This window comes from Streptomyces nanshensis (assembly GCF_001751255.1).
GTDB classification, from domain to species: domain Bacteria; phylum Actinomycetota; class Actinomycetes; order Streptomycetales; family Streptomycetaceae; genus Streptomyces; species Streptomyces nanshensis_A.
Genome location: NZ_LJGW01000232.1, coordinates 1 through 22,823, shown reverse-complemented (window position 1 = coordinate 22,823; position 22,823 = coordinate 1). Strand labels below are relative to the sequence as shown.

The following is a 22,823-nucleotide window of genomic DNA, read 5'->3' as shown; positions in this document are numbered from 1 at the left end:
GAGCTTCCTGCCCGCCACCCGCCAGGGCTGTTCGACGAGCGCGACGGTGATCCCCGTCGCGGGGAGGGCGCGGGCGAGCGCCCGCAGATCGCGGGCCTCGATGCCGCCGCCCGCCCCGTGGCCCAGCGCCAGTACGGCGCGGGGCTCGCGGGCGGAGTGCCAGGTGATACGGGCGTCGCCCGCCGGGGTCGGGACGGTCTCGGTCCGGGTCTTCTCGGTCCGGGCCCGGGCCGCAGCGCCCTCCTCGGAGCGGTCCGCGGGACGGTTCACGGAACTGTTCACAGGGCTGTTCACAGGCCGGTCGCCTCCGGCTTTCTCGGTCATGGAAAGCCATCTTTCCCCGTCCCGCGCCCCGACTCGGAACCCCGCCCTCAGAACAGCGTGCCGACCTCGGGCCCGGTCCACTCCCTGACCAACTCGGGGCTGTTGTTCCGTACGTTGCTGACCTCCGTGGAGACCGGATACGCGCGCATCATCCCCGGCGGCGGGGGTTCGAGCAGCGCCCGCAGTTCCTCCTGCGGCCTCCGTGCGGGGTCCAGCCACGCGTTCCAGCGCTCCGGCAGCAGCATCAGCGGCATCCTCGGGTGGATGTCCGCGAGCGACTTGGGCCCGTCCTCGCCGGACGGTCCGGCCAGCGGCGCCGTCTCCGCCTCCGTCGTGACGACGGTGCAGGTGCTCCACCAGGCACGAGGGTGGCCGTCCGGCAGCGTGCCGTCGCGCCAGAACTCGTACAGACCGGCCATCGCCATCACCGAACCGTCCGCGGGCGTCACGAAGTACGGCTGTTTCCGCGGGCGTTTGCGCCTGCCCTCCTGTTCGAGCTGCAACTCGTTCGGCGCGGTCATCCACTCGTAGTAGCCGTCGGCCGGGAGCAGGCAGCGACGGGCGGCGAACGGACGCCGGTACGCGGGCTTCTCGTGCACCGTCTCCGCTCTGGCGTTGATCATCTTCGCGCCCATGTCGGGCGACTGGGCCCAGCCCGGAACCAGGCCCCAGGTCAGCGTCCGCAACTGCCGTACCGGCCGCGGGTTCTGCGAGCCCCGCAGGGGACGGTCGAGGACCGCGTGCACCTGTTTCGTCGGGGCGACGTTCCAGTCGGGAGCCAGCGTCTCCGCCGGCTCCCACATCTCCACGCCGAAGAGCCCGACGAGGTCCTCGGGTCTCCGGCTTGCTGCATAGCGTCCGCACATAAGTGCCACACTGCCACGGCACCGATGTGAAGCGCCCCGCGTTCACGGAGAAGCACATTCCGTTCGGGGAGAGGTCGTACGCCGCGGCGTACGGCGGGGCCGGGGAGGACGAAGGACGAGATGGACACCACGAGCATCGCCGGTCTGTGGGACCGGGTCTTCGGCACGCAGCCGGACCCGGACCAGTGGCTGGTCCTCACCACCGCGGTCATAGCCCTGGCGGCGATCGTGCCGCACGGCGTGTGGCGCTTGTCACGGAACGCCGTCACGATCGCCCACGAGGGCGGGCACGGACTGATCGCACTGCTCTCCGGCCGCCAACTGGAGGGCATACGGCTGCACTCGGACACCTCCGGGCTCACGCTCTCCCGCGGCAAGCCGACCGGGATCGGCATGGTCCTCACGGCGGCGGCCGGCTACACCGCGCCCTCGCTGCTCGGCCTCGGCGGCGCCTGGCTGCTGGCCGCGAACCACATCACGCTCCTGCTGTGGAGCGCCACCGCGCTGCTGCTGGCGATGCTCGCGATGATCCGCAACGCCTACGGCGTGCTGACGGTCTTCCTCACCGGCGGGGCCTTCGTCCTCGTCTCCTGGCTGACGGAACCGGAGGTGCAGGCCGGGTTCGCGTACGTCGTCGTCTGGTTCCTCCTCTTCGGAGGCGTACGGCCGGTCTTCGAGCTCCAGGGCAAGCGGCGCCGCGGGGGCGCCCCCGACTCCGACGCGGACCAGCTCTCGCGGCTCACCCATGTCCCCGCGCTCGTCTGGCTGTTGCTCTTCCACGCGGTCGCGCTCTGCTCGCTGACGGGCGGCGGACGGTGGCTGCTCGGGCTGTGAGCCGGACGGGGTCGTCGGCGGGGCCGGGCGCGGGGGCTGCGGCGGAGCTCGGAGGGACCGCCGCAGGCGGGAATCCGCCGAGATCGGCGCGCGGCCCGAACGACTAAGGTGAACCGCATGAGCGAGAAGACCGCCTCCGACGCCCTGTGGCCCGCACCGTTCGCGCAGACACCCGTCGACGCGACCGTCGCCGTGCCCGGCTCGAAGTCGGTCACCAACCGCGGTCTCGTCCTGGCCGCCCTGGCCGCGGACCCCGGCACGCTGCGCCGCCCGCTGCGCTCACGCGACTCCCTGCTGATGGCCGCCGCCCTGCGCGCCCTCGGCGTACGCATCGACGAGGGCACCGGAGCGCAGAGGGAGGCCGGCGAGGCTGGCGCGACCGACGAGGTCTGGCACATCGCCCCGGCACCGCTGCGCGGCCCCGCCACCGTCGACGTCGGCAACGCGGGCACCGTGATGCGCTTCCTGCCCCCGGTCGCGGCCCTGGCCGACGGCCCCGTGCGCTTCGACGGCGACCCGCGCTCGTACGAGCGTCCGCTGCACGGCGTCATCGACGCGCTCCGCGCCCTGGGCGCCCGTATCGAGGACGACGGACGCGGACGGCTGCCGCTGACGGTGCACGGCACCGGTTCGATCACCGGCGGCGTGGTCGAGGTCGACGCCTCCGCGTCGAGCCAGTTCGTCAGCGCGCTGCTGCTGTCCGGGGCGTGCTTCGAGAAGGGCGTCGAGGTCCGGCACACCGGAGCGGTCCTGCCCTCGGCACCGCACATCCGCATGACGACCGCCATGCTCCGCGAGGCCGGCGTACAGGTCGACGCCCCCGAGGACGGCGGAAAGCCCGACGTCTGGCGGGTCGCACCGGGCGCCCTGCGCGGCCGTGACCTCGCCGTCGAACCCGACCTGTCCAACGCGCAGCCGTTCCTCGCGGCGGCGCTCGTCACCGGCGGCCGGGTCACCGTCCCCGGCTGGCCGCGGCACACCACACAGCCCGGCGACGCGCTGCGCCGCATCTTCACGGAGATGGGCGGCTCGTGCGAACTGGACGAGCGGGGGCTGACGTTGACGGGAAGCGGCCGCGTCCACGGCATCGACGCCGACCTGAGCGACGTCGGCGAACTGACCCCGGGTGTCGCCGCGGTCGCCGCCCTCGCCGAGTCGGAGTCGGTGCTGCGCGGCGTGGGCCATCTGCGGCTGCACGAGACGGACCGGCTGGCCGCGCTCACCGAGGAGATCAACTCCCTGGGCGGCGACGTCACCGAGACCGAGGACGGGCTGCGCATCCGCCCCCGCCCGCTGCACGGCGGCGTCTTCCACACCTACGACGACCACCGGCTGGCCACCGCGGGCGCGGTGCTCGGTCTGCTGACCGAGAACGTACGCGTCGAGGACATCGCCACGACGGGCAAGACCCTGCCCGGCTTCGACCGCATGTGGACGCGGATGCTCCACGGCACCTCGCCCGCCTCCCCCGCCGCCGGCTCCGCCCGTACGCCCCGTACACGGCGTACACCGCGTACGGACGACGATCCCCGCGTCGAAGAGAGCGCCTGAGAGGGACGGCGGGACGCGATGCGCCGGTACGGCAAGCACACCGACGAGGACGACATCCGCGTACGTCCCAACCGCAGGGGCACCCGCCCGCGCACCCACCAGCGCCCCAAGCACGAGGACGCGGCGGAGGGCATGGTCCTCACCGTCGACCGCGGCCGGATCACCTGTCTCGTCGAGGGCCGCACGATCACCGCGATGAAGGCGCGCGAACTCGGCCGCAAGGGCGTCGTCGTCGGAGACAGGGTGGCCGTCGTCGGCGACCTCTCCGGTGCGAAGGACACCCTCGCCCGCGTCGTCCGCGTGGAGAAACGCTCGTCCGTGCTGCGGCGCACGGCCGACGACAACGACCCGTACGAGCGCGTCGTCGTCGCCAACGCCGACCAGCTCGCCATCGTCACCGCCCTCGCCGACCCCGAGCCGCGCCCGCGCCTGATCGACCGCTGTCTCGTCGCCGCGTACGACGCCGGGCTCGATCCGCTGCTCGTCCTGACGAAGTCCGATCTCGCCCCCGCCGAGCCGCTGTTGGAGAAGTACACGCCGCTCGGCGTGCGCCACGTCGTCAGCAGCCGCGACGATCTGGCGGACGGCGAGGCCGCTGAGCGGGTACGGGCGTCCCTGTACGGGCGGATCACCGTCCTCGTCGGACACAGCGGCGTCGGCAAGACCACGCTCGTCAACGCCCTCGTCCCCGAGGAGCAGCAGCGCACCACCGGACACGTCAACGCCGTGACCGGCAGGGGCCGGCACACCACCACCTCGGCGCTCGCCCTGCCGCTGCCGCACGAGGGGGGCTGGGTGATCGACACCCCCGGCGTCCGCTCCTTCGGGCTGCACCACGTCGATCCGTCGCGGGTCATCGGCGCCTTCCCCGATCTCGAACCGGGCACCGCCGGCTGCCCTCGCGCCTGTAGCCACGACGAGCCGGACTGCGCGCTGGACCAGTGGGTCGCGGACGGCCACGCCGACCCGCAGCGGCTGTACTCGCTGCGCCGCCTGCTGGCGACGCGGGAACAGCACGAAGGGGACTGACCCGGCCTCGCCGCACATACCCGGGCATAATCACCCGGCAGTACGGCACCCAGGGCTCGGAGGCATCCCATGGCAGCGTGGCTGCTGGTCATCGTCGCGGGGTTCCTGGAGACCGGGTTCGCCGTCTGTCTCAAGCTCTCCCACGGCTTCACCCGGCTGTGGCCCACCGTCGCCTTCTGCGCGTTCGCGCTCGGCAGCTTCGGGCTGCTGACGCTCGCGCTGCGGCGCCTGGAGGTCGGTCCCGCCTATGCGGTGTGGACGGGCATCGGCGCCGCGGGCACCGCCGTGTACGGGATGCTCTTCCTGGGCGATGTCGTCTCCGCGTTGAAGCTGGTCTCGATCTCGCTGGTGATCCTGGGGCTGGTGGGGCTCCAGTTCTCCGGCAGCGTGCACTGAGCCGCCCCCGTCGCCGCGAGCGGCCCGCAGGGGACCGCCCTCAGCGGTGCTGTGGGAGGAGCGCCCGTACGACGTCGCGGATCTGCCGTACCGCCTCCTCCTCGGACCGGTCCGCGCCGGGCGGCGCCACCACGAACGACAGCGCCAGCCGCACCCCCGTCTCACAGGCCAGTCCCAGCCTGCCGGAGGAGCCGTTACGGGGAAGCCCGTCCATCATCCGCTCGCACAACGTGGCGGCCAGCGGCCCCGGTTCGACGGGACGTACGGCCACGGCCGAGCGCGCCCCGGAACCCGCGGCCCCGACCGGAGACGGAGCGGCGGCCGGAAAAGGGGCCGCGGAAGGCGCAGACGGCGCGGACACCGGGACGGGAGCCGATACCGAGGCCGGAACCGGCGCCGGAGCGGGCGGCGTCGGCATCCGGGACCCCCAGCACCCCGTGAGCGCGGCCCGCACGATGGGCTCGTCCCGCGCGGTCCGCAGCATCCAGGCGGCCGCGGCCGCACACGAGCCCGCCGGATCGGAGCCTCCTCGTCCGCCTTCCGCGGCGGCACGCGCGGCTCCCTCGACGAAGCCGTCGACGAGCCGGTGCACGAGGGCGGCACCGAGCCCTTCCTTCGTGCCGAACTCGTTGTAGAGCGTCTGCCGGGACACACCGGCGGCGGTGGCGACGTCCACCATCCGCACCGCTGCCCACGGCTGCGTACCGACGGCTCTGTGTGCGGCTTCCAGCAATGTCTCGCGTGCAGTAGGCATCGTGCCTCCGGACCCGGCGGCTGGGGTGCCGGACACAATTGACGCGTCGACAACTCCTGTCAAGACAGCGGACGAACCCCGTCACAGAAGCCCCCGGATCCCGGCGACGGCTCCCGCGGATCCTTCCCCGCGGGCCGCCGCCCGGCCTCCGTCCGCCGCAACGAATGGGCGGCACCCGCTTGGCGTCGTGGGCGCTTTGCCCTGTGGCTGCGTTTCCCGCAGGTAGATACTGTGCACACATGCCGGACTACCACGATGATCTGCGTCTCGCCCACGTGCTGGCCGACGCCGCCGACGCCGCGACGATGGAGCGGTTCAAGGCACTCGACCTCAAGGTCGAGACGAAGCCCGACCTGACTCCGGTGAGCGAGGCCGACAAGGCCGCCGAGGAGCTGATCCGCACCTCGCTGAAGCGCACGCGCCCGCGCGACGCGGTCCTGGGCGAGGAGTTCGGCACGGAGGGGCACGGCTCGCGCCGCTGGATCATCGATCCGATCGACGGGACGAAGAACTACGTACGCGGTGTCCCCGTCTGGGCCACGCTGATCGCCCTGACCGAACTGGGCGAGGGCGGCGACCACCCCGTCGTCGGTCTGGTCTCGGCCCCGGCGCTCAACCGGCGCTGGTGGGCGGCGAAGGGCGGCGGCGCCTACACCGGACGCAGTCTCTCGCAGGCCACGCGGCTGCACGTCTCCGGCGTCGAGGCCGTACGGGACGCCTCGTTCGCGTACTCCTCGCTGCACGGCTGGGAGGAGCGCGGCATGCTGCCCGGCTTCCTGGAGCTGACCCGCGACTGCTGGCGCACCCGCGGCTACGGGGACTTCTGGCCGTACATGATGGTCGCCGAGGGCTCGGTCGACGCATGCGCCGAGCCCGAGTTGTCGCTGTGGGACATGGCCGCCCCGACGATCATCGTCCAGGAGGCCGGCGGCGTCTTCACCGGCCTCGACGGCAGGCGCGGCCCGCACAGCGGCAACGCCCTGGCCTCCAACGGTCTGCTGCACGAGGAAGTGCTGACCTATCTGACGGCGTAGCCGCGGCGCCCGTCCGGCACCGTCACTCCCGTCCCATCTCCCGCCGTACATGCCCTTGTTGTGGTCCCGGAGCCGTGTGACCATGAATCCACGGAAGCTTGTGACCTTGTGAATCTCTTCTCAAAAGGAAGAGGCTTCTCCAAGGAGGTGGACCACGCACATGCCCACCCTCGTCCGAGACGCGATGACCACGGTCGTGCTCACCATCGGCCCCGCCCACACCCTCAGACAGGCCGCCGCGCTGATGTCGGCCCGACGGGTCGGCGCGGCCGTCGTCTTCGACCCCGACACCAGCGGGCTCGGCATCCTGACCGAGCGCGACATCCTCAACTCCCTCGGCGCGGGCCAGGATCCCGACCGCGAGACGGCCCAGTCGCACACCACTACGGATGTCGTCTTCGCCACCGAGGAGTGGACGCTGGAGCAGGCGTCCGCGGCCATGACCCACGGCGGATTCCGCCACCTCATCGTCCTGGACGGACAGGAACCCATCGGCGTCGTGTCCGTACGGGACATCGTGCGCTGCTGGACCTGCGAGGCGGAGGAGGCCGTGGGCACCGTGGCGGTGTGAGCACGACCCGAGCAGCCGGCCGGGGACACCCCCGCACAACACCGGAGGGACCGCACGACGGTGCGGTCCCTCCGGGTCTTACGGCGAGCGGCGTGATCAGCCGCGCAGGGCCTGTACCGCGGCCTCCAGTCGCTTGCCGTAGTCCTCGTCGGCCTTGCGGAAGTTCTCGATCGCACGCTGGGCGATGTCGTCACGCGAGACCTTCGCGATGAACCCGGCGGCGGTGTCGATCAGACGCTGCTTCGCGTCCTCCGGCATCAGGCGGTAGAGGTTGCCCGCCTGGACGAAGTCGTCGTCCTCGGCGTGCGACGGGGTCACGTGGTCGCCCGTGACGCCGGAGACCGCGACCGGCTCCCACAGGGGCCTGTCGGTCTGCTTCGTGTCGGCGTCGAAGCTGTTGGGCTCGTAGTTCTTCCTGCCGCCGTGCCGGCCGTCGTACATCACACCGTCCCGGCCGTGGGTGTTGGCGTTCGTGGCGTGCGGACGGTTCACCGGCAGGTGGTCGGCGTTGATGCCGACGCGGTAGCGGTGGGCGTCCCCGTACGAGAACAGGCGGCCCTGGAGCATCTTGTCCGGGGACGGGCCGATGCCGGGCACGAAGTGGTGCGGCGAGAAGATCGACTGCTCGACCTCGGCGAAGATGTTCTCCGGGTTGCGGTTGAGCTCGAGCTTCCCGATCTCGATCGGCGGGTAGTCGTCGTGCGGCCAGACCTTGGTCAGGTCGAACGGGTTGAAGCGGTAGTTCGGTGCGTCCGCCGCCGGCATGATCTGCACCTGCACCGTCCAGCTCGGGTGGTCGCCGCGCTCGATGGCCTCGCGCAGGTCCCGCTGGTGGCTGTCCGGGTCCTTGCCCGCCAGGATCTCCGCTTCCTCGTTGGTGAGGTTCTGGATGCCCTGGTCGGTCTTGAAGTGGTACTTGACCCAGAAGACCTCGCCGTCCTCGTTGTTCCACTGGAACGTGTGCGAGCCGTAGCCGTTCATGTGCCGGTACGAGGCGGGGATGCCGCGGTCGCCCAGCAGCCAGGTCACCTGGTGCGTCGACTCGGGCGAGAGACCCCAGAAGTCCCAGACGTTGTCCGCCTCCTGCGAGCCGGTGTACGGGTCGCGCTTCTGGGTGTGGATGAAGTCCGGGAACTTGATGGCGTCCCGGATGAAGAAGACCGGGGTGTTGTTCCCGACGAGGTCGTAATTGCCGTCCTCGGTGTAGAACTTCAGCGCGAAGCCGCGCGGGTCGCGCACCGCGTCCGGCGCACCGAGGTTGCCGGCCACCGTCGAGAAGCGGAGGAAGGTCTCGGTCTGCTTGCCCACCTCGGAGAGGAACTTGGCCCTCGTGTACCGGGTCACGTCGGCGGTCACGGTGAACGTGCCGTACGCACCCGCACCCCGGGCGTGCACGATGCGCTCCGGAATGCGCTCGCGGTTGAAGTGGGCCAGCTTCTCGATGAGGAGCTGGTCCTGGATCAGGCTGGGACCGCCGGGGCCGGCGGTCTGGCTCTGCTGGTTGTCCGCGACCGGGGCGCCGGCCTCCGTCGTCAGCGGACCCGTGGTCCTCTCCTGCACCGTCACGTGCTCCTCCTGCTTGTTCTGCGCTGAGCTAAGCTTTTCGCGATCCTACATTGGACATTGTCTAAGTCAAGAAGATGACGAATTCCATACGGGTTCTTTTCCCGGACGAGTACACTGCTAGGCTTGCCCTATGAGCGACCTGCTGGAGCGGCTACGGGACCGTGGTTGGCGGCTCACCGCGCAGCGGCGAGTCGTCGCCGAAGTACTCGACGGCGATCACGTGCACTACACAGCCGACGAGGTGCATGCGCGCGCTGCCGCGAGGCTCCCCGAGATCGCCCGTGCCACCGTCTACAACACGCTGAGCGAACTCGTCTCGATCGGCGAGGTGATCGAGGTCAGCACGGACGGGCGCGCCAAGCGGTACGACCCCAACGCCCGCCATTCACACCAGCACTTGGTCTGCTCGAAGTGCGGCACGATCCGTGACGTCCATCCCTCCGGGGATCCGCTCGCCGGTCTTCCCGAGTCGGAGCGCTTCGGCTTCACGATCTCGGACGCCACCGTCACCTACCGGGGCACCTGTCCCCAGTGCGCCGCGGGCTGAGCCCGTACACGACGCCTCCCGCGCGTACGCACACATACANCACGAGCCGACCCGCGGCCCGGCACCGGTGGCCGGGCACACGGGGCGTCGTGAGACTTGGCACATGCGAAGGGCCCGGATCCTTGAGGATCCGGGCCCTTCGACTTCAGTAGCGGGGACAGGATTTGAACCTGCGACCTCTGGGTTATGAGCCCAGCGAGCTACCGAGCTGCTCCACCCCGCGCCGTTGTGCCGTAACTCTAACCCTGCGCCGACGACCAGTGCAAATCACTTCCGTCCGGCCTCCGGCGAGCAGTCACCGGAGGCCGGACGGCCGTGTGCTCAGGCCGTCAGCTCCGAGCGCAGGGCGTCGTGCAGCCGGGCCGCGCGCTCGGCCACCTCGGCCGGACCGAGCTCGACGGCGCGTGCACACCAGTGCTGCCCCGTCTCCAACTCGCCCCGGCGCGCGCTCAGCAGCGCGAGACGCAGCGCCGCGCGCCCGTGGCCGGCCTCGGCCGCACGCGTCCACCACAGCGCCGCCTCCGGCTCGCTGCCCTCACGCGCCAGCAACAGGCCCAGGTTGAAAGCCCCGTTGGGGCTTCCCGCCTCCGCCGCCACCCGGTACCAGCGCGCCGCGTCGACGATCTCGCCGCGCGCCGCGAGGCACATGCCGAGCCGTACCTGCGCACGGCGGTGTCCCTGCTCGGCCGCGCGCTCGTACCACTCCTCGTACTCGTCGCGGCTGCTGACGGACGCCGTCGCACCCGTGGCGTCGGCCTCCTGCGGCGTGCGGCGCTCCAGGATCACGGCCAGCCGGAACGCGCCCTCGACGCTGCCCCCGCCCGCCGCGCACCGCAACTGACGCTCCGCGCCCTGCTCGTCGCCCTCGCTCAGCAGCGCGATGCCGACCTGGAGCGCGGCCTCGGTGTGCCCCGCCGCCGCGGCCCGCGCGTACCAGACACGGGCCGTACGGTGATCGCCCCGGCCGACGTGCAGGATGCCCAGGTTGAACGCGGCGTCGATGCTGCCCGCCTCCGCCGCCTTGGAGAACCACGGCTCGGCGCCGTCGGCGTCCCCGCGCTGCAGCAGCAGTACGGCCAGCGCGTTGGCGGCCTCGCGGTGCCCCGCGTACGCGGCACGGCGATACCACTGCTCCGCCTGAGCCGTACGGCCCTGCGCCGCGCACAGCAGCCCGAGGTTGAACGCACCGTTGTCGCAGCCCGCGTCGAGCGCCACCCGGTACCAGCGTTCGGCGGCCTGGCGCTCGCCGCGGTCGGCGTGCAGGGCGCCGAGGGCGTTCGCGGCGTTGCCGTCGCCGTCCTCGGCGGCGCGGCGCCACCACACGGCCGCACCCTCCTCGTCGCCCGCGTCGCGCAGCAGGAAGCCCAGCGCGCACGCGGCCCGCGGCTCGCCCTCCTTGGCGGAGGTGAGATACCAGCGGCCCGCCTCCTTCAACTCGCCGCGGCGCTCCAGGATCCCGCCGAGGCGGAGCGCGGCACGGCGGTGGCCGCGCGCGGCCGCCAGCCTGTACCACTGCTCCGCCTCGCGGACGGCGGCGTCCGCCGCCTCCTCGCCCCCCTCGGTCTCTGNGGTCTCTGCGGTGGCCTTCTCCGTCGCGTCCTCGGGCGTACGTGCGCTGATGATCCGTGCGAGCCGGTACGCGGCCTCGCGGTGCCCCTGCTCCGCCGCGGCGCGGAACCAGGCCTCCGCGCCGTCCTCCCCTCGGTGGTCGAGCAGATCGGCCAGGGCGTACGCGCCCAGTGCGTGGCCGGACTCGGCCGCGTGCAACAGCCAGTAGTGCGCGGCCGGTTCGTCGCCGCGCTCGCGGTGGTGNGGCGGACCCCGCGACCGCCGCGACGCGCCACCAGCCGGCCGCCTCGTCCGCACGGCCGCGCTGGTGCAGCAGCACCCCGAGATTGTTCGCCGCGGCGCGGTCACCGCCCGCGGTGGCCTCGCGCAGCGGCCCTTCGGCACCGTCGAGATCGCCGCGGCGCAGCAACTGCGCGCCGAGCACGCTCAGCGCGCCGACGTCTCCCGCGTGGCCCGCGTCTCCCGCCCCGTTGTCAACTCCGGCCGGATCTACGCCGATACCCGGCGGAGCCTCCAGCCTCACCTTGTCCCCCATGAACCCCATGTTCGCACCACCCGCAACCCACGTACACCTGGAATACCACCACCGGGTGAGGTCACTTCAGAGGTTTGTCGACTTCCCGACAGAGAGACACCTCAAACCGCTTGCCACGAACGGGAGTTGAGATGTGACGTGCTGACGCATGCGAAGGGCCCGGATCCTTGAGGATCCGGGCCCTTCGACTTCAGTAGCGGGGACAGGATTTGAACCTGCGACCTCTGGGTTATGAGCCCAGCGAGCTACCGAGCTGCTCCACCCCGCGCCGTTGTGCTGCAACTCTACACCACGGATCAGGGTGCTCCGTACCCGGGACGAGAGGCCCGCCCGGGTACGGAGCACGGAGCCCCGCAGCGCGTCGGCTGCTGCTCAACTACTCCTTCTTGGCGCGCTTTTCGGCCTTCGACTCGGCGTCCTGCGCGTCCTTGATGGCGTCCTTGAGGTCGTCCTGCGCCTTGCCGTACGCCTTCCAGTCGCCCTTCTCCAGGGCCTCCTGGCCGTCGTCGTACGCGTCCTGGACGTTCTTCAGCGCTTCCTGCACCGAGGCGTCGCTGGAGGCCGGCGGCTCCTCCGGCTGTTCTCCGGTGCCGGTGTCGCCCTCGGCGTCGAAGACCTTGTCCAGGGCCTGGCCCAGGGTGTCCTCGAAGGCGATGCGTTCGCCGTAGGTGACCAACACCTTGCGCATGCGCGGGTAGTTGGTGCCGGCACCGCGCACGTACACCGGCTCGACGTACAGCAGGCCGCCCTCGAGCGGGACCGTCAGCAGGTTGCCGTACTCGATCTCCGAGTCACCGCGCTTGAGCAGGTTGAGCGATTCCGCGATGTTCGGATCGGAGTTGAACTTGCTCTGCACCTGCGAGGGTCCGGAGACCGTCGTGTTGGACGGCAGCCGCAGCATCTTGATCTTGCCGTAGCCGGAGCTGCGCGGATCGGCGTCGATCGCCATGAACGCGCCCAGCGTCTCCCGCTTGTTCGGGTTGAACGTCGTCGTCAGCGAGAAGGTCTGCTTCTTCTCGTCCGGCATCTGGAGACTCAGGTAGTACGGCGGTACGGCGTTGCCCTTGTGCGTCGGGTCGTCCGGGATCTGCCAGCGCTCACTGCCGCTGTAGAACTGCGACGGCGAGGTGACGTGATACCGGGTCAGCAGTTCGCGCTGCACCTTGAACAGATCCTGCGGATACCGCAGATGGTCCATGAGGTCGTTGCCGATGGCGCTCTTCGGCTTGACCGTGCCGGGGAACGCCTTCATCCAGGTCTTGAGCACCGGGTCCTTCTTGTCCCACTGGTACATCTGGACCTGGCCGCTGTAGGCGTCGACCGTGGCCTTCACGGAGTTGCGGATGTAGTTCACGCGGTTCTGCCGGGCGACGACGGCGCGCTGGCCGTCCGTCAGCGAGTCCTCCGTGGTGTCGCCCAGGGTCGTGCGCGAGGAGTACGGGTAGTTGTCGGACGTTGTGTAGGCGTCGACGATCCACTTGATCCGGCCGTTGACCACCGCCGGATACGGGTCGCCGTCGATGGTCAGCCAGGGGGCGACCGCCTCGACGCGGTCCTTCGGCGTCCGGTTGTACAGGATCCGGGAGCCCTCGCCGATCGCTCCGGAGTAGAGGATCTGCGGCTCGTTGAAGTTCACCGCGTAGGCGGCGCGGTTGATGGGGTTGGAGAGGTTGACACCGCTCTTGCCCTTGTAGGTGTACGTCTTCTCGCCCTCGTCGTCCGCGTAGTCCAGCTCCTTCTGCGGACCGCCGACGATCGAGTACTGGTTGGTCTTCTCGCCGTAGTAGACGCGCCCCTGGTAGTCGCCCTTGTCGCCCTTGGGCGGCAGGTCCTTCTCGGAGAAGGCCGGGGCGCCGTCCTTGTCGACGGTGGTGCCCTTGGCCGCGACCATGCCGAAGCCGTGGGTGTACTTGAAGTGCTCGTTGATCCAGTTCTTCTCGGGGATGCCGTCGGTGTTGATCTCGCGGAGACCGACGACGGTGTCCTGCTCCCGGCCGTCCTTGGTCTTGTAGCGGTCCACGTCGAGCACGGCGGGGAACTGGTAGTAGCCCCTGACCTGTTGCTTCTGCTGGAAGGTCGGGGAGACGACGTTCGGGTCGAGCAGACGCGTGCTCGCCGTGGTGTCGGCGGCGTCGCGGAGCTGCTGCTTGCCCGCCTTGCTGGTGCCCGAGTAGTCCTTCACCTCGGAGGCGTCGATGCCGTACGCGTCACGCGTCGCCTTGATGTTCTTCTTGATGTACGGCGTCTCCTTGGCCTGCTCGTTCGGCTGGACCTGGAACTTCTGGACTATCGCCGGGTACAGCCCGCCGATCAGGATGGCCGAGAGGACCATCAGCCCGAAGCCGATCACCGGGAGCTGCCAGGTGCGGCGCCAGATGGTGGCGAAGAAGAGCACGGCGCAGATGATCGCGATGCAGAAGAGGATCGTCTTCGCCGGGAGATAGGCGTTGGCGTCGACGAACTTCAGGCCCGTCCAGTTGTCCGTCGCCTTGAAGTCGCCCGATTTCACGGCCAGTCCGTACCGGTCCAGCCAGTACGCCACGGCCTTGAGGGCAACGAAGAAGCCGAGCAGCACGGAGAGATGACCGGTGGCCTGCGCCGTCGCGCGGGCGCCCGGCGTCGTCAGCCGCAGCCCGCCGTACAGGTAGTGCACGAGCGCGGCGGCGAGCAGCGAGAGCACCACGGCGGCGAAGCCGAAGCTCAGCAGGAAGCGGTACCAGGGCAGATCGAAGGCGTAGAAGGAGATGTCCTTGCCGAACTGCGGATCCGTCTTGCCGAACGGCACCGAGTTGACCCACAGCAGCCACGTACGCCACTGGCCCGCGGCCGAGGCTCCCGCGATCAGCCCGACGAGCGCGGTGACTCCGAGCAGCACCCACTTCTTGTACGGGGCGATGCTCATCCGGTACCGGTCCAGGCTCTGCTGCTCCAGAGACATGGCGCTGAGCGGCGGGCGCAGCCGGTGCGCGATCCAGATGTTGACGCCGACGGCCACGGCCATCAGCAGACCGAAGACGGCGAACATGCCGACCTTCGTCCACAACGTCTTGGTGAACACCGAGCTGTACTGGACCGAGCGATACCAGAGCCAGTCCGTCCAGAACCCGGCGAACATGACGAAAAGGATCGCGAGCACGGCCAGCACACCGGCGGTCATCAGCAACGTACGGGCACGCCGTGACGGCCGGCCCACTCTGATCCGTGGCCCTGTGGGACCGCCTGAACCACGGTCCGGCATCTGGAAAGCCAAGGTGCGCACCTCGAAGATCGCTGAGACAGAAGCGGGCCCCGCATCGTAAGCCCACCCATGCAACTTACCGAAGCTTTACCCAGTTCCCGATCCCGGGGTGGAAGCGGGCACGATATACGGATGGACAACCTCCCCACCGACGGCACGCCCCTCGCTTCCACTCCTCTCACCCGAGCGGTGCTCGAACTCGACGAGTACGCGGCCGGATTGGGCTGGGACCAGCCCAGCCGTCTCTTCGCCCTGGTAGATACGGCCCGACTGCGCGCGGAAGAGCCCGAACTCGCAGGTCAGCTCGGGTTCGACGACGATGACGAGCAGACTCCCGCCTCCTCACTGACCCCCGTGGAACAGGACGAGCTGCCCACCGGCGCCCCGCTCGACGAGTTCCTCGCGACGATCGCCTGGCCCGAAGCGGTCTCGGGCTGCGCGATGACCGTGGAGCGGCTGATGCTGCCGCAGTCCGCCGAGGAGTCCGTCCCGGAGGAACTCCAGCGGGACGGCGCCGAGGAGAAGCTCGCGGAGTGGGTGGCCCGGCACCCGGAACGCCAGGAGGTGCGGATGACCGTCGCCGTACTGCGGGACGGCACACGCGAGTCCGCGCTGCGGCTGCGCGCGAAGGACAGCGCCACCGAGGTGCTGACGGGAGAGGGCCTGGTGCCCGGGCTGGCGGAGGCGCTAGCGGCGACCTTCGAGGAGTGACGGGACGGAGCGCGCCGTAGCAGAAGCGCGGCGCGGGAAGTACGAGCGGGCGGTGCGCGGGGCGGCGCCGGGACTCTGGTCACGGCGCGGCCCGCCGCCGTCAGTCGAACGGTACGGGCCGCGACCGGCGCAAGCGCGAGCCCGACGGCACGGACCAGACCGACGGCACGGAGGGGAACCGTCAGTTCGCCTTGCAGCGCGGCAGGGCCTCGGTGTCGTGCTCCCGGATCTTCTTCAGCGCGCCCATGGCACCGTGCATCGTGCTCGTCTTCACCAGGGTCAGACCCGCGGGCTTGTCCTTGGCGGCGGCCGTGCAGTTGGCGGCCGGTGTCAGGAAGTACTTGGCGCCCTTCGCGCGTGCGGCGACGGTCTTCATCTGGATCCCGCCGATGGCGCCGACCTTGCCGTCGTCGTCGATGGTGCCGGTGCCCGCGATGAAGGAGCCGCCGGTCAGATCCTCGCGCGTGAGCTTGTCGACGATGCCGAGCGAGAACATGAGGCCGGCGCTCGGGCCTCCGACGTCCGCGAGCTTGATGTCGATGTCGAACGGGAAAGTGTGGCCGGTCGCGGGCTGGATGCCGACTATCGCCCGCCCGTCGTCCCCGGCCTTCTTGGTGCCGACGGTTATCTGCTTCGCGTCCCGGGCCGACGGCCGCTTGCCGGCCTTCTCGGCGGCCTTGACCTTGGCCGCGGGGATGATCGAGAAGCGGACCTTCGCCCCCGGCTTGTGCTTGGTGACCAGGGCCGCGACGCCCTTCGGGTCCTTGACCGCCTTGCCGTCGACGCTGCGGATCACGTCGCCTGCGTGCAGCTTGCCCTCGGAGGCCCCGCCCTTGACGACCGATCCGACGATGATGTGCGAGGGGACGCGTATCCCCAGCTCCCGCAGCGCCGAGACCTTCGCGCTCTCTTGCGAGGCGCTGAACTCCTCGGCGTTCTGCTGGTCGACCTCCTTGGCCGACTTGTCCTCCGGGTAGAGCGTCGAGTGCGGGACCACCGCGCTGTCGTGCCGCAGCCAGCCGCCGACGGCCTCCAGCAGGTTCATCCGGTAGTCGGCGGCCGTGACGCGCACCGTCGTCATGTTCAGATGCCCCGACGTCTCGTACGTCCTGTGCTTCTTGATGTTGAGCACCGGCTCCCCGTCGTGCTCACCGAGAGTGTTGACGGTGGGCCCGGGCGACATCTCCGCGTAAGGCACCGTGATCAGCAGCCCGGCACAGAGCATCGCTATGAGGAGCAGCGTGGACGCGAGCATCGTCGCGGTGCGTCGTGGCATGGCACGACAGTACGGGACGGGACCGTCAGTCCGCCGTCCGGGCGGTACGATCCGCGCCCGCGGAAGCCCCTGTCACCACGGGCTCGGCGGGAGGTTCCGGATCGAATCCCCCGGCCTGCTCCTCCTCGCGCGAACGCTCCATCGCGGCGCGGAAGCGCTCGTAACCGGCGACCCCCGCGGAATCCGGAATGCCCGTCCGGCGTCTACTGGCCCAGCTACCCCAGACACTGGCCGCGATCACGGCCATGATCGGAATCAGCAACCAGGAGAGTGCCGCCATGAAGACCTCCCGACCCCTTGTGACGCCCCTGTCCGACCGAGTCCTGCCGGGCAGAACGGCCGATGAGCAGATTAACTCTCGGCATGACAACGCTCTTTCCCGGGATCCGGTAACGCAACCGGAATGTGCACCGGACGGGTGCGCCGATCGCCTCGGCCGGTGACGGCACTACGCCGTACCGCGCACCGCGCGACGCTCACGAAGACCGACGACGGGGACGGCGACGCGGGCGGAGACCGCCTCGCGGCGTGAGCTAGACGCCCACCCACTCCTCGCTGCCGTCAGCGAAGGTCTGGTGCTTCCAGATCGGGACCTCGCGCTTGAGGTCGTCCACGAAACGGTGGCACGCGGCGAACGCCTCCGCGCGGTGGGGGCAGGAGACCGCGACCACCACGGCGAGGTCGCCGACGGTCAGCTCTCCGACGCGGTGTACGGCGGCCAGCGCACGTACGGGGAAGTCGGCGGCGGTCTTCTCCGCGACGTGGCGCAGCACGGCCTCCGCGCTGGGATGTGCGGAATACCCCAGACGAGTGACGTCGGTCCCGCCGTCGTGATCCCGCACCGTGCCGACGAAGAGCGCGGTGCCTCCCGCGGAGGAGTCGCCGACGGCCGTGAAGATCTCGTCGACGGAGAGCGGTATGTCGCGGATGCCCAGCAGCCGTATGGGATCGGCCGCCGCCTGCTCCCCGGGGTGATCGTGCGTGTGCGCCATGCCGCACATGCTGCCGCACGCCCGTCGCCGGGGAAACCGGTCCGGTCCGCTGCGGCTGAACCGCCGCGGTCCTGACCGCTAGAGTCCGCGGCGCTTGCGTGCCCTGCGTACCAGCGCCGCCGTGCCCAGCAGCGCCACCGTCGCGCCCGCGCCCGCCGCGGTGGCCGCTTCCGTACGGCCGAGCCTGCGGCCCGCGAGCGTATGGCGGCCGGAGACCTCCTCCAGCAGTTCCGCGAGCACCTCTTCGTTCGTCCAGCGGGGGCGCCAGCCCGCATCGTGGAGGCGGGCGCCGGAGACGACCCAGGGGTGCATCGTGTACGCGAGGTCGCCCGCCGGGGAGGGGGTGAGGCCGAGCCGGTGCAGCCGTGAGGCGGCGCCCAGCGCGACGGCGGAGGGAAGCTCCATGCGGCGGATGCCGGTGAGTTCCTCGACCTCCTCCTGTTCCAGCCAGCCGTCGCAGCCGACGGCCATCTCGCCGTCCGCCTTCTCCAGGACGGCGAACTCCAGCGCGCTGACGAGGTCTTCGACGTGGCAGAACTGCCAGCAGGGGCGGGAGTCGGCGACGACGAGGAGCCGCGGCGACTCGAAGTACCGGGTCAGCGCCGTGTCCATGCCGGCGCCCACGAGCACCGAGGGGCGTACGACCGTGACGTTGAGGCCGGGGTGTGCGCGGGGCGCCCGGCGTGCGAGCCGTTCGATCTCCAGGAGGTCGCCGACGGCGGTCGCCTCGGCCGTGGCCCGCAGTTCCGCGTCCTCGGCGAGCGGGACGTCGTTGTCGGGCAGGGCCCCGTAGACCATCGTCGAGGTGCACAGGATGACGCGGGGTACGCCCGCGGCCGCCGCGGCGGTGAGCACCGTCTGCGTACCGCGGACGTTGAGGGCGGTACGCGCGGTGGGGTCCGTCTCCAGATCGAGGTCGAGGGCGAGGTGGACCACGACGTCCACGGCGTCGCCGTCGTTGCGCAGCCGGTCGGCGATCGCCGGGTCCCGTACGTCGAGGGTGTGCCACTGGGCCTCACTGGTCTCGCCGCGGCGCTCGTCGAGCGCGATGACCCTCTTGATCTCCTCCGAGGCCGCGAGCCGTTCCGTCAGCAGCGCGCCCACTCCTGACGCGGCACCCGTGACGGCGACGGTCGGGGTTCGCGCTGCGCGAACGTTGCTGTCGGAGGAACTCACCAGTCGTCTCCAGCGGTTGTTTCTGGTAGGAGGTGCGCAAGCTCCATCCTGCCTGACAGGTGTCTAGGCTGGAGGTGGAGCCCGCTACACCGAAGCAGGCTCGCCCGTGTCCCGATTGGTCCCCTTCGACCAAGTCGAGGCAGTCCAACGTAGTCCACGGATCCGTACGCGCGAGCCGGCCGCCGGTGCACCCTCCGCGAGACCGCACGACGTACGGACGTACGAAGACCTACGAGACCCACGACAGAGCCGAGGAAACCCGTGAGTGACACCCCATTCGGATTCGGCGTACCTCCCGAGGAGCCCGAAGACGGGGACGAGGGCAAGAAGAAGGGCGACGGCGCGGACCAGGGCGGTCAGAGCGGCCAGGGCGGCGGGGGAAACACTCCGAACCCCTTCGGATTCGGCGGCGGTACGGGTGGTCCCGGAGGCCCCGGCGCCGGCAATCCGCTGGCGGCGATGTTCGGTTCGCTCGGCGGCGGCCAGGGCGGGATGGACCCGAACGACCTCGGCGCGGCGTTCCAGAAGCTCGGCCAGATGCTCTCGTACGAGGGCGGCCCCGTGAACTGGGACATGGCCAAGGACATCGCCCGGCAGACCGTGGCGGCGGGCTCCCGTCCCGGAGGCTCCGCTTCCGGCGAGGCGGGCGCAGACGGCACGGCGGTGGCCCCGACCGGCTCGGGCACCGCGGACGCCAGCATCGGCCCGGCCGACCGCGCGGCGGTCGAGGAGGCCGTACGCCTGGCCGACCTGTGGCTGGACGGCGTGACGTCCCTGCCCTCCGGATCGACCACCGCCGAGGCGTGGAGCCGCGCGGAGTGGGTGGAGAACACGCTGCCCGTGTGGAAGGACCTGGTCGACCCGGTCGCCGAGCGGGTCGGCGCGGCCATGGGCGACGTACTGCCCGAGGAGATGCAGGCCATGGCGGGCCCGCTGCTCGGAATGATGCGTTCCATGGGCGGCGCCATGTTCGGTACGCAGATCGGGCAGGCGCTGGGCGTGCTGGCCGGCGAGGTCGTCGGCTCGTCCGACATCGGGCTGCCGCTGGGCCCGTCCGGGAAGGCCGCGCTGCTGCCGGCGAACATGACGGCTCTCGGCGAAGGCCTGGGCGTCCCGCAGGAGGAGGTGCGGCTCTACCTCGCGCTGCGCGAGGCCGCTCACCAGCGGCTCTTCCTGCACGTACCGTGGCTGCGCTCGCATCTCTTCGGCGCGGTCGACGGTTACGCGCGGGGGATCAAGGTCGACACGACCAAACTCGAGGACGTGGTCGGGCAGTTCGACCCGCAGAATCCGGAAGAGCTCCAACAGGCCCTTCAGCAGGGCATGTTCCAGCCCGAGGACACTCCGGAGCAGCGCGCGGCGAAGGCGCGGCTGGAGACGGCGCTCGCACTGGTCGAGGGCTGGGTGGACGCCGTGGTGCACGCCGCGGCCGAGCCGCATCTGCCGTCCGCGTCCGCGCTGCGCGAGACGCTGCGCCGGCGCCGGGCCTCGGGCGGTCCCGCCGAGCAGACCTTCGCCACGCTGATCGGGCTCGAACTGCGGCCGCGGCGGCTGCGCGACGCCTCCCGGCTGTGGGCGTCGCTGACCGACGCGCGTGGTTCCGAGGGCCGCGACGGGCTCTGGGCGCACCCCGACATGCTGCCGACGGCCGACGACCTGGACGACCCGGACGGCTTCGTCCACCGCGAGAACGCCGACTTCTCGGAACTGGAGTCGCTGCTCGGGGACGCCGCGGAGCAGTCCGGCGGGACCGGCAAAAAGGACGCCGGCGCCGAGCACGAGGACGGCACGGACGACGATCGCGGAAGCGGAAACGGGAGCGGCGACGACGGCGCGGGCGAAGACGGCGGAAAGAGCCGGTGAGCCTGCGCGAGGACGCGGTACGGACGCTCACGGACTGGTCCCCTCCGGACAGCGATCCCGGCCAGGAGGAGCTGCGGCGCGGCTATCTCGCGCATCTCGCCGCTCATGAGGACGGCATGTGGAAGTCCTGCTCGGCCGGTCATCTCACGGCCAGCGCCCTGGTGTTCGACCCGGTGGACGGCCGCGTACTGCTGACGCTGCACCGCAAGCTGCGCATGTGGCTGCAGATGGGCGGCCACTGCGAACCGGAAGACTCCGCGCTGGCCGGTGCCGCGCTGCGTGAGGCGCAGGAGGAGTCCGGGATCGACGGACTGACGCTGCTGCCCGGCGGGCCGGTGCGCCTCGACCGTCATCTCACGCCCTGCGCCTGGCACTTGGACGTGCAGTACGCGGCGCTGGCGCCCGTGGGCGCTCGGGAGACGGTCAGCGAGGAGTCGCTGGAGCTGCGCTGGTACGGCTGTGACGAGGTGGCGTCCGTCGCCGACGACTCGGTCGTACGGCTCGTGGAGCGCACGCGTGCCCTCGTCGGGGAGGCGCCGGGCTGAGGGGGACGCGGACGGGCGGGGCCGCCCGGGGTCTCACGCTCCGCTCAGGTCTCGGGCTCCTCGCGCGCGGACGGCAGATGGGGCAGCCGGTCGACCGCGACGACGCCCTCAAGGAAGCCGCGGGCCCGCTCCGTACGGGGATACGCCTCCAGGAGCTGCCAGAAGCGTGGCCCGTGGCCGGGGACGAGGAGATGGGCCAGCTCGTGCAGGAGGACGTAGTCGATGACGTACTCCGGCATGCCGCGCAGCCGGTGTGAGAGGCGGATGCTGCCCTCGGCGGGTGTGCAGGAGCCCCAGCGGGTGTTCTGGTTGGTCACCCAGCGGACGGTGTGCGGGCGGGCCCGGCCGCCGAGATACTGCTCGGACAGGCGCGCGGCCCGCTCGGCCAACTCGCTGTCCCCCAGCATGCGCTTGCTCTCCTGTGCGGCGAGCTTGTCGAGCATGACGCCGACCCAGCGCCGCTCCTCGTCCGTCGACATACGGGCGGGGATCATGACGATCGTGCGGTCGCCCTCGCGGTAGGCGGAGACCGTACGGCTGCGACGGGCGCTCCGGCGCACTTCGACCCCCGGCTGGCTTGCGCTGTTCAGCGGGTCGGCGGACACGCTTCGACGTTACCCGCTGCGGGGTGCGGAAGTCCCACCTCCGGCCTGATTCGGGGCAATTGCCCCGATATCTGTTCGCTTCATATGACTGCCTCCAGAGCCTGTGGATAACTCTCGGCGACCCCCGGCACGGAAACCGCATGCTGTCTCTGGCGGTGACCGACTGCGGCAGTACGCAGACGGTCACACGACGGACGACGGGGTGCGGAAGAACGGGGTCAGCATGCATCCGATGATCAAGCCGGCGCTGCGCCGTGCATGGCGCGACAGGCAGACGGTGCAGTACGGGGTGGCGCCCGCGCACGCGGTGCTGCTCGGTCCGGTGGACGACGCGACGGCTGCCTTCATGGAGTCGATGGACGGCACCCGCTCCATGGCGCAACTGCGCGAGGAGGCCGGGCGGCTGGGGCTGCACGAGGGGACGGCGGACCGGCTCGTCGACAGGCTCGCCTCGGCGGGCGTGCTCGACGACGCGACGGCCGACCGTGAGGCGTCGGCGGCCGTGGGCGACCGGCTGCGGCCGGATCTGGCCTCGCTCTCCGTGGTGCACCGCGGGCCTGGGGAGGGGTTAGGCAAGCTGGTGGCCAGACGGGAGGCGTGCGTACAGGTGCGGGGCGCCGGACGGGTCGGCGCACTCGTCGCCTCGACGCTGTCCGCGGCGGGAGTCGGGGAGGTCGCGGTCGTGGACGGAGGTCAGGTCGAACCGTGGGACACCGCGCCCGGCGGCATCCCGTGGGAGGAGTGCGGGGAGCGGCGCGATGCGGCGGCGCGCAGAGCCGTGGCCCGGGCCCGGCCCTGGCGTTCGCGTACGGCACGGCGTGGAGCACGGCCGGGGGCGGGG

At 70.9% G+C, this 22,823-nt stretch carries 20 protein-coding genes, 2 tRNA genes and 2 pseudogenes; 11 read left to right on the top strand and 13 right to left on the bottom strand.

Annotation, left to right across the window (positions count from 1 at the left end):
• Together AN218_RS38225 and AN218_RS13585 are read right to left on the bottom strand one after the other, a co-directional pair.
• Nucleotides 1–270: pseudogene (locus AN218_RS38225) on the bottom strand (hydrolase); the annotation flags it as partial.
• 101 nt (nt 271–371) lie between these two features.
• Nucleotides 372–1,190: an SOS response-associated peptidase gene (locus tag AN218_RS13585; protein ID WP_070017103.1), complete on the bottom strand. Its 819-nt coding sequence runs from the start codon at nt 1,188–1,190 to the stop codon at nt 372–374.
• A 120-nt stretch (nt 1,191–1,310) separates the two neighbouring features.
• Between AN218_RS13585 and AN218_RS13580 the strand changes: the two genes are divergently transcribed.
• From AN218_RS13580 to AN218_RS13565, 4 genes are all read left to right on the top strand, one after another.
• Complete coding sequence (locus tag AN218_RS13580) at nt 1,311–2,024, top strand: M50 family metallopeptidase (protein ID WP_070017102.1); 714 nt, start codon at nt 1,311–1,313, stop codon at nt 2,022–2,024.
• A gap of 117 nt (nt 2,025–2,141) precedes the next feature.
• Nucleotides 2,142–3,575, top strand: a complete 1,434-nt coding sequence (gene aroA, locus AN218_RS13575; protein WP_079132136.1) for a 3-phosphoshikimate 1-carboxyvinyltransferase — start codon at nt 2,142–2,144, stop codon at nt 3,573–3,575.
• Nucleotides 3,576–3,593: 18 nt separating this feature from the next.
• A complete protein-coding gene (gene rsgA / locus AN218_RS13570) occupies nt 3,594–4,604 on the top strand; it encodes a ribosome small subunit-dependent GTPase A (RefSeq protein ID WP_070017101.1) in 1,011 nt (336 codons plus the stop codon).
• Between the two features lie 69 nt (nt 4,605–4,673).
• Nucleotides 4,674–5,000, top strand: a complete 327-nt coding sequence (locus AN218_RS13565; protein WP_070017100.1) for a DMT family transporter — start codon at nt 4,674–4,676, stop codon at nt 4,998–5,000.
• Between the two features lie 40 nt (nt 5,001–5,040).
• Here the strand turns inward: AN218_RS13565 and AN218_RS13560 are convergent, their stop codons facing one another.
• The gene (locus AN218_RS13560) at nt 5,041–5,754 is read right to left on the bottom strand and encodes a TetR/AcrR family transcriptional regulator (RefSeq protein ID WP_070017099.1); all 714 of its coding nucleotides are present in this window, start codon (nt 5,752–5,754) and stop codon (nt 5,041–5,043) included.
• Nucleotides 5,755–5,993: 239 nt separating this feature from the next.
• On the opposite strand from AN218_RS13560, the gene hisN reads away from it, so the two are divergent.
• Both hisN and AN218_RS13550 read left to right on the top strand, forming a co-directional pair.
• A complete protein-coding gene (gene hisN, locus AN218_RS13555) occupies nt 5,994–6,788 on the top strand; it encodes a histidinol-phosphatase (protein WP_070017098.1) in 795 nt (264 codons plus the stop codon).
• 160 nt (nt 6,789–6,948) lie between these two features.
• Nucleotides 6,949–7,359: a CBS domain-containing protein gene (locus AN218_RS13550; RefSeq protein WP_070017097.1), complete on the top strand. Its 411-nt coding sequence runs from the start codon at nt 6,949–6,951 to the stop codon at nt 7,357–7,359.
• 96 nt (nt 7,360–7,455) lie between these two features.
• Here the strand turns inward: AN218_RS13550 and AN218_RS13545 are convergent, their stop codons facing one another.
• On the bottom strand, nt 7,456–8,925 hold the full coding sequence (locus AN218_RS13545) for a catalase (protein WP_070017096.1): 1,470 nt from the start codon (nt 8,923–8,925) through the stop codon (nt 7,456–7,458).
• 130 nt (nt 8,926–9,055) lie between these two features.
• Here AN218_RS13545 and AN218_RS13540 point away from each other — a divergent pair, with 130 nt between their 5' ends.
• Nucleotides 9,056–9,472 (top strand): Fur family transcriptional regulator, encoded by a 417-nt coding sequence (locus AN218_RS13540; RefSeq protein ID WP_070017095.1) that lies wholly within the window; start codon nt 9,056–9,058, stop codon nt 9,470–9,472.
• Between the two features lie 149 nt (nt 9,473–9,621).
• Here AN218_RS13540 and AN218_RS13535 read toward each other — a convergent pair.
• The 4 genes and pseudogenes from AN218_RS13535 to AN218_RS13520 all read right to left on the bottom strand — a co-directional run bounded on the left by AN218_RS13535 (nt 9,622) and on the right by AN218_RS13520 (nt 14,814).
• Nucleotides 9,622–9,695: transfer RNA gene (locus AN218_RS13535), tRNA-Met, on the bottom strand.
• A gap of 98 nt (nt 9,696–9,793) precedes the next feature.
• Nucleotides 9,794–11,585: pseudogene (locus AN218_RS13530) on the bottom strand (tetratricopeptide repeat protein).
• Between the two features lie 185 nt (nt 11,586–11,770).
• Nucleotides 11,771–11,844, bottom strand: a tRNA-Met gene (locus AN218_RS13525).
• Between the two features lie 108 nt (nt 11,845–11,952).
• On the bottom strand, nt 11,953–14,814 hold the full coding sequence (locus tag AN218_RS13520) for a UPF0182 family membrane protein (protein ID WP_079132135.1): 2,862 nt from the start codon (nt 14,812–14,814) through the stop codon (nt 11,953–11,955).
• 132 nt (nt 14,815–14,946) lie between these two features.
• Between AN218_RS13520 and AN218_RS13515 the strand changes: the two genes are divergently transcribed.
• Entirely contained in the window at nt 14,947–15,525 is a 579-nt protein-coding gene (locus AN218_RS13515; protein WP_171908676.1) for a PPA1309 family protein, read from the top strand.
• Nucleotides 15,526–15,706: 181 nt separating this feature from the next.
• Here the strand turns inward: AN218_RS13515 and AN218_RS13510 are convergent, their stop codons facing one another.
• The 4 genes from AN218_RS13510 to AN218_RS13495 form a co-directional block, all read right to left on the bottom strand.
• A complete protein-coding gene (locus AN218_RS13510; RefSeq protein WP_079132134.1) occupies nt 15,707–16,801 on the bottom strand; it encodes a YlbL family protein in 1,095 nt (364 codons plus the stop codon).
• A gap of 25 nt (nt 16,802–16,826) precedes the next feature.
• Nucleotides 16,827–17,081 carry a hypothetical protein gene (locus AN218_RS13505; protein ID WP_070017092.1) on the bottom strand — a complete coding sequence of 85 codons (255 nt, stop codon included), beginning with the start codon at nt 17,079–17,081 and terminating at the stop codon, nt 16,827–16,829.
• A 253-nt stretch (nt 17,082–17,334) separates the two neighbouring features.
• Nucleotides 17,335–17,793, bottom strand: a complete 459-nt coding sequence (locus AN218_RS13500; RefSeq protein WP_070017091.1) for a molybdenum cofactor biosynthesis protein MoaE — start codon at nt 17,791–17,793, stop codon at nt 17,335–17,337.
• 78 nt (nt 17,794–17,871) lie between these two features.
• Entirely contained in the window at nt 17,872–18,969 is a 1,098-nt protein-coding gene (locus AN218_RS13495) for an SDR family oxidoreductase (protein ID WP_070017090.1), read from the bottom strand.
• Nucleotides 18,970–19,230: 261 nt separating this feature from the next.
• Between AN218_RS13495 and AN218_RS13490 the strand changes: the two genes are divergently transcribed.
• Nucleotides 19,231–20,832, top strand: a complete 1,602-nt coding sequence (locus tag AN218_RS13490) for a zinc-dependent metalloprotease (RefSeq protein ID WP_070017089.1) — start codon at nt 19,231–19,233, stop codon at nt 20,830–20,832.
• On the top strand, nt 20,829–21,377 hold the full coding sequence (locus AN218_RS13485; RefSeq protein ID WP_070017088.1) for an NUDIX hydrolase: 549 nt from the start codon (nt 20,829–20,831) through the stop codon (nt 21,375–21,377). Before AN218_RS13490 ends, AN218_RS13485 begins: the two co-directional genes overlap by 4 nt.
• Before the next feature lie 44 nt (nt 21,378–21,421).
• On the opposite strand, the gene AN218_RS13480 is transcribed toward AN218_RS13485, so the two are convergent.
• Nucleotides 21,422–21,982, bottom strand: a complete 561-nt coding sequence (locus AN218_RS13480; protein ID WP_070017087.1) for a M48 metallopeptidase family protein — start codon at nt 21,980–21,982, stop codon at nt 21,422–21,424.
• A 223-nt stretch (nt 21,983–22,205) separates the two neighbouring features.
• On the opposite strand from AN218_RS13480, the gene AN218_RS13475 reads away from it, so the two are divergent.
• A partial coding sequence (locus AN218_RS13475) for a ThiF family adenylyltransferase (protein WP_171908675.1) occupies nt 22,206–22,823 on the top strand: 618 nt, incomplete at its 3' end.

Excerpts from the sequence above, each read along its gene's own strand:
- rsgA (WP_070017101.1), top strand. The coding sequence starts at position 3,594 with ATGCGCCGGTACGGCAAGCACACCGACGAGGACGACATCCGCGTACGT.
- AN218_RS13515 (WP_171908676.1), top strand. The coding sequence starts at position 14,947 with ATGGACAACCTCCCCACCGACGGCACGCCCCTCGCTTCCACTCCTCTC.
- AN218_RS13540 (WP_070017095.1), top strand. The coding sequence starts at position 9,056 with ATGAGCGACCTGCTGGAGCGGCTACGGGACCGTGGTTGGCGGCTCACC.
- AN218_RS13550 (WP_070017097.1), top strand. The coding sequence starts at position 6,949 with ATGCCCACCCTCGTCCGAGACGCGATGACCACGGTCGTGCTCACCATC.
- AN218_RS13565 (WP_070017100.1), top strand. The coding sequence starts at position 4,674 with ATGGCAGCGTGGCTGCTGGTCATCGTCGCGGGGTTCCTGGAGACCGGG.
- AN218_RS13520 (WP_079132135.1), bottom strand. The coding sequence starts at position 14,814 with ATGCCGGACCGTGGTTCAGGCGGTCCCACAGGGCCACGGATCAGAGTG.
- AN218_RS13510 (WP_079132134.1), bottom strand. The coding sequence starts at position 16,801 with ATGCCACGACGCACCGCGACGATGCTCGCGTCCACGCTGCTCCTCATA.
- AN218_RS13560 (WP_070017099.1), bottom strand. The coding sequence starts at position 5,754 with ATGCCTACTGCACGCGAGACATTGCTGGAAGCCGCACACAGAGCCGTC.
- hisN (WP_070017098.1), top strand. The coding sequence starts at position 5,994 with ATGCCGGACTACCACGATGATCTGCGTCTCGCCCACGTGCTGGCCGAC.
- AN218_RS13505 (WP_070017092.1), bottom strand. The coding sequence starts at position 17,081 with ATGGCGGCACTCTCCTGGTTGCTGATTCCGATCATGGCCGTGATCGCG.
- AN218_RS13500 (WP_070017091.1), bottom strand. The coding sequence starts at position 17,793 with ATGGCGCACACGCACGATCACCCCGGGGAGCAGGCGGCGGCCGATCCC.
- aroA (WP_079132136.1), top strand. The coding sequence starts at position 2,142 with ATGAGCGAGAAGACCGCCTCCGACGCCCTGTGGCCCGCACCGTTCGCG.
- AN218_RS13580 (WP_070017102.1), top strand. The coding sequence starts at position 1,311 with ATGGACACCACGAGCATCGCCGGTCTGTGGGACCGGGTCTTCGGCACG.
- AN218_RS13585 (WP_070017103.1), bottom strand. The coding sequence starts at position 1,190 with ATGTGCGGACGCTATGCAGCAAGCCGGAGACCCGAGGACCTCGTCGGG.